2 protein-coding genes are annotated in these 4,117 nt (G+C 70.1%); both read right to left on the bottom strand.

Going from position 1 to position 4,117, the window contains the following annotated elements:
• Positions 1 to 2,858: glycosyltransferase (locus tag GTP44_RS26685; protein WP_161021789.1), on the bottom strand; the 2,858-nt coding region annotated here is incomplete at its 3' end.
• A 12-nt stretch (positions 2,859 to 2,870) separates the two neighbouring features.
• The coding region (locus GTP44_RS26680; protein WP_161021788.1) for a hypothetical protein at positions 2,871 to 4,117 on the bottom strand (1,247 nt) is incomplete at its 5' end.

The raw sequence follows: 4,117 nt of genomic DNA, 5'->3' as shown, positions 1-4,117 counted from the left end.
TGCAGCGCGTCGGCGTCGGCGGCCGGCGCCCAGATGCTGTCGCGCGGTGCGACCTCGGCCACCGCGTCCTCCAGCGGCAGGTTGGCGCGGCCGATCAGCTCGCGCGCATAGTGGCGCGCGTAGCGCAGCAGCGCGCCGTCGCGGCGCACTGGCTCGACCCGCATGCCGGCCGGCGGCGCTTGCAGCAGCGCCAGCAGCAGGGCGCGATGCGAGGCCGGATCGGCGTCGCCGGGGGCGATATCGACCAGCAGTTGCGGTAGCCCCGGCACCACGGTGTTGGCCGCCAGCGCGTCGGCCACCAGCACCCAGTCCTGCGCGCTCGGCGCGAAGGCGGCGTCGGTGGCGTGCAGCGCCTTGGCCAGCGTGGCGTAGTGGGCGCTCGGACTGGTGGCGGCGAAATGCTCGATCGCCTCGTGGTAGGCGGCGCCGACGTTGGACGGATGATGGACGCGGCGCATGAACTCGACGCCGTTGTCGATCAGGCGCTGCGCCAGGCCGGCCTCGTCGCGCACGCGCAGCATGGCCGCGCTCAGTTCCGCGTCGGTGAACAAATCGGGCAGCTTGAGCACCACGTGGTCCGGCACCTCTGCGGCTGAGCCGTGGGCGTTGATGATGGTCGGCAGACGGTAGGCCAGGCTGTCGAGGATGGTGCCGGAAGTCTCTCCGCGCGAACGTGTGCGCAGCTGCACCGCGCAGTCGGCCGCCGCCAGGTAGGTGCGGAACCGTTCCATTGAGACGAAGCCGGTGATTTTGATGTTGCGCTGGCCGGCCAGGCGCGCCGCCAGCGCGTTGCCGAACGGGCCGACATGGTTTTCACCGACAAACACCAGGTGGCAGCGGCGGTTGCCGGCCAGCTCGGAGTTGATCCAGGCTTCCAGGATGCGCTCGTTGCACTTGGTGACCGCCAGCAGGCCGAACGAGCACACCAGGAAGTCGTCGTCGTCCAGGCCCAGCGCGGTGCGCGCGCTGGCGCGGTCCAGCGGGCCGGGCAGGGCGCGCAGCAGCGGGATGTAGCGCCATTCGGCCGCCTTGCCGGCGCCGTACCAGCGCTCGGCCAGCTGCTGCGAGTAGCGCGAGTGGACGATGATGCCGGCCGCGTGGTCCAGCACCGGGCGGTTGCACGGGTAGTGGTAGTAGGACGCCTCGCGGCCCTCGGCCAGCTCGTGGATCAGCGCGGCGTAGCCGTGCGACTCGTACAGGATGCGGGCGTAGGCGTCCGGTTCGCGGTTGAGCGAGGACAGGTAGTGCACCGCTCCGCTCAGGTAGAAATCGTGCAGCACCACCACGCCCGGGTAACGCTGCATCAGGTCGAACATATGGACGTGGAATCCGGAATTGCCGAACTGGTACAACACGCGGTCGTAGCGACCGGCGTTGGCCTCGAACCAGTCGACGCTGCGCACCGGGAAGTTGGCCAGCATCCAACGATCGCTGACTTCCGGCTGGGCGACGATCAGTTCGATCTCGTAGTAGCGCGCCAGTTCCGGCAGCAGCTCGGCGCTCTGGTCGGCCACGCCGGTGCGCTCCGGCGGCAGCGGTGAGAAATACGCTAGCCGCGGGCGCGCGGCGGCGGCCGGTGCCGCGCTGTTGGCCGGTAGCGCCGCGCCCACCGCCACCAGCGCACGCTGGCCGGCGCGGCGCCGCTCGTGTACCTGCTCGAAGGCGGTCAGCGCCTTTTGCGCGCTGGCGTCCCACGAGAACAGCTTGGACTGCTCCAAGCCGTGTGCGCGCAGCGCAGCGCCGAACGCCGGCGTGCTGAGCACCTCGGCCATCTTGGCGCTGATCTGGCTGACCTGGTTGGGATCGAACAGGGCGTCGGCGCGCCCGATCACCTCGGGAATGCTGCTGTTGTTGGAACCGATCACTGGCACGCCGCATGACATCGCCTCTAGCGCGGGCAGGCCGAAGCCCTCCTGCAGCGACGGGAAGACGAACAAGTCGGTCAGGTTGTAAAGCGACACCAGGTCGTCGTCGGGCACGAAGCCGGTCAGCACCAGGTCGCCCTTGGGGACCTGGAACTTGCTGGCCAGGTTCTGCAGTCGTAGGCGGTCGTGCTCGGGAATGCTGCACACCACCGCCAACTGGTGGCCCGCGCGCAGAGTGGCCGGCAGGGCGGCGTAGGCCTCGATCAGGCCCTCGATGTTCTTGCGGTAGTCGATGCCGCCGGTGTACATGATGAAATTGCGTGTCAGGCCGTAGCGCTGGCGCAGCGCCAGTTCGGCCTCGGCGCTCAGCGCGCGCGGCATGAAGATGGCGTCCACCGCCGACGAGATGTTGGCCACCTGCTGCTCGGGCAATTGCAGCGCATCCATCGCCTCCAGCTTGGAGTAGCCGGAGATGGCCAGCAGCAGCTCGGCGTTCTTCAGGCTTTGCAGCTTGCGGTAGTACCAGTTGGCCACGTGCGGGTCGGTCAGATAGGTTTCCTTGCGGATCAGCGGAATCAGGTCGTACAGCGTGACCGCGTTGTCGTACTGGCCGCGGCTGTGCAGCACCGACACGCAGGCATCCTCGCCCAGGCCCTCGAACAGGCTGGAGATGTGTACCACGTCCGGCTTCAGGCTGGCCAGGAAATGCTCGCGCAACTGCTCGGCGGCGCGCAGGCGCCAGCTGTTCTGCACCTGGTGTTCCCAGATCTGCGGCGGCAGGTCGTAGGCGTGGATGCGGTCTTGCGGCAGCAGCCCGTCCAGCGTGCCGCGCAGCGTGGCGACGCTGTCGGCGAAGCGGTTGTTGAGCGCGATGTGCAGCTCGTGGTCGCCGGCGCGGCGCAGCATCGCTTGCAGCAGCGCCATCGAGTAGCGGCCGATGCCGCGGTGTGTGCTGGAGCCCTGACAGGCTTGCAGGTCAATTACGATACGCATAGAAGATGATGATCAGGAGTGGGCGCGGCGGCGCAGATCGTCGAACAGGCGGCGGGCGGTGTCGGGCAGGTGGCTGGTGTCGACCGCCACGGCGACCGCTGCCGGCGCGTCGGCGGGGGCGACTTGCGGGGCCGGGCCGTTGCTCTGGCTGAGCTTGAGGCGCAGGTGCAGCTGGCGCGCCAGCGGCACCAGGAACGGCAGGCGCGCGATATTGCGGCGCAGGAAAAATGACAGCGCCGGGCGCCGGTTCACATAGCGGAAGCCGGCCCCCAGCAGGCCCTTGACGCGCCGCACCAGGGCGCCGCGCGCGCGGCCCGGGAAGCGCCGCACATAGCGCTGCAGGCGCTGGCGGAAATGGTTGGCCTCGCGCAGCGGCCGCGTCAGGCGCCACGAGACGCTGTGCACCATGCCGTGCACCGTGGCCTCGGCCTGATCGGCGGCGGCGGCGCGCGCGTACAAATCCGGCAATTGCTGTTCGGCCTGCTCAGCGCGGGCCTGCTGCTCGGCGCGCTGCGCCTCCAGCCGTTCCAGTTGCGCGAGGCGTTCGGCCAGTTGTCGCTCGGCCTGTTCAGCGCGCGCGCTCAGCGGCGGCAGTTGTTGCTCCGCCAGCACGGCGCGTGCGTTCTCGGCCTGCAGGCGCTGGTCCAGCAGCGCGTGCTGCTCCAGGTAGTGCTGGCGGTCGTGTTCGAGGCTGGCGGCTTGTTGCTCCACCACGCCGAGCACCCGTTGCAGCTCGGCGTCGAGGGTGTCGGCGCGGGTCTGCACCGTTTCGTACAGCGCGTACTTCTGCTTCCACTCGGTGACATGGTCCTGTGCCCACTGGCGCGAGGTGGCGGCCTCGGTCTCGGCGGCCGTGGTGCGGCGGCGCCATTCGTCCAGCGGATGGCTGTACGGATGGTCTTCGCATAGGCGGAAGTCGTCGGCCGGGTGCGGTGGCTGGCGCAGCGCGGCGGCCAGCGCGCGCTGGTGCGGCGCGACAAGATACTGTTTCCAGCCGTCCTCGTAGGCCAGCGTGTAGCCGGCCGCAGTCAGCGCCGCCGGTGCCGGACCGGCGGCCAGCACCACGATCCACGGCGCCCAGCGCGCCAGGTCGCAGCCGGCCAGCGCCGCCAGCGCCTCGGCGTGACTGCCGCCGCAATGCAGGAAGTGCAGCGCGCCGTCCAGATGCTCCTCGGCCACCTGGTCGAGCGTGACCTGGGCCACCTCGGTGCGCAGCAGCGCCTGGCCGGCGGCGCGCAGCGCCGCGGCCGCAGCCGGCG

It is taken from the genome of Duganella lactea (assembly GCF_009857505.1).
GTDB classification, from domain to species: domain Bacteria; phylum Pseudomonadota; class Gammaproteobacteria; order Burkholderiales; family Burkholderiaceae_D; genus Rugamonas; species Rugamonas lactea.
This window is presented reverse-complemented; position numbering and strand designations above follow the sequence as displayed.